The organism is Micromonospora lutea (assembly GCF_016863535.1).
Taxonomy (GTDB): domain Bacteria; phylum Actinomycetota; class Actinomycetes; order Mycobacteriales; family Micromonosporaceae; genus Micromonospora; species Micromonospora lutea.
Genome location: NZ_BOPB01000051.1, coordinates 1 through 1,666, shown reverse-complemented (window position 1 = coordinate 1,666; position 1,666 = coordinate 1). Strand labels below are relative to the sequence as shown.

The following is a 1,666-nucleotide window of genomic DNA, read 5'->3' as shown; positions in this document are numbered from 1 at the left end:
GACTTGGCTCAAGTTAGTGCGCACGTCGGTTGGGCTGGGTGATGGCTTCGAGGGCGTGGTGGAGGTCGTGGGGTAGGGGGTCGGCGGCGGTGATGGTGTGTTCGCCGGCTTGGATTTCGATGGTGCGGTAGCGGCGGGCGGTCCGGACGAATTTCTTGATCGACCAGCTGGTGTGGTCTTCGATCCAGCGGCTGACGGCCAGGGCGGCGAAGACGATGGTGAGGTGGGCGTCGATCGAGTCGCGGGTGTGGTGGTAGATGGGTCTGGCTTGCAGGTCGTGTTTGGACATCCGGAACGACTTCTCGATGTGGAACAGCCGGTGGTAGGCGTCGATGACGAACTCGGCGGTTATCGGGGTGCCATCGGGGCAGACGGCGAGGTTGGTGACGTACCCCTTCAGGCCGGCGACGGCCCGGGCCTTGGCCTCCAGAGCCCGGTTCACTGTCCGGGTGCCGCCGGAGAGTCGGACGAACCTGTTGCGTTTGACGGTGGTCTTGCCGGCGACGGCTTTCTCGGCTTTGGCGACCTGCTCGTCGATCCCGCGCAGAGTGCGCCGGGCTCGATCTGTCTTGTACTGGTAGTAGATGACCTGGTCGCGGCGCCGGTCGGCCGACCCGGCGGGCCAGGGCTGGATGAACACCTGCCCGTCGTCGATCTCCTGGTCCGGGTGGGCCTGGCGCCATGCCGCGACGACGTAGGGAACCTCGGGAATCCGGGCCCCGAGGATGAACGACAAGCCGGCGGCTTCGATCGCCTTCTGGTTGGCCGCCGACACCATGCCCGCGTCGGCAACGATCGTCACGTCCGACAACCGGTGGGCCTGCATGAACGCGCGGATCGTCGGCACCATCGTGAGGGTCTCGGCCTTGTTGCCCTCGAACGCCTCGACCATCAACGGGAACCCGGCAGCGTCGGTGAGCAGGCCGATGGTGATCTGCGGCTCCAAGCGGCGTTCCTTGGAGAACCCGGGCTCGCGGAACCCATCTGCGGTGTCGGTCTCGAAGTACAACGTCGACACGTCGTAGAGCACCAGACTGGCCGGGCCCAACCCCGCGTGCGCGGCACACGCCGCGGCCAACCTCTGCCGCCACGACTGGTCCGCGAACACGGGCAGACGACGCTTGACCGTCGCGTACGACGCCGGCGCGACACCCGTCTCCTCCAGCACCCGCAAGCTGTCCAGCTTGCTCGTCGGCTCGATGATCCTGGCCAACACCAACTGCCGGAACACCTCGTCGCCGCCGGTAGCCTGCGTGAACCCGAGCGCCTCATAGGCGCGGGTGAGGGCGTCCCACAGGTGACCCATCCGCGATGACGTGATCGGCAACGGACCCGCACCCCGCCCAGCAGTCGCGGCACCCTCCACACCCAGGTCAAGTTCGCCCTGCCCAGCGGCCATACGCTGCCGGGCGACCGCCCTCAACACCTCCAGCTCGGCATCGTCGTGCGCCGACCCGATGTGCTCGATATCCCGCGACCCCCGACGCGAGGAATAGACGATCTGCACCGCCCGCGCACCCGACGCGGTCTTCACCGTCCGTACGTAGGGAGACACCAGCCCACCCTACGACCAGAATTAGTGCGCAGATCCGCTCAACACAAGCCGAGAAACCCCTGGTCAACGCCACGAGCCCGCGCACGCCCCATGATCGTGAGCCAAGTCAGG

The 1,666-nt window shown here is 67.0% G+C and carries 1 protein-coding gene; it reads right to left on the bottom strand.

Annotated elements, in window-relative coordinates; translation table 11 throughout:
* Positions 1-13: 13 nt before the first annotated feature.
* Complete coding sequence (locus Vlu01_RS27290; protein WP_444543449.1) at positions 14-1,558, bottom strand: IS1634 family transposase; 1,545 nt, start codon at positions 1,556-1,558, stop codon at positions 14-16.
* Between the last annotated feature and the right edge of the window lie 108 nt (positions 1,559-1,666).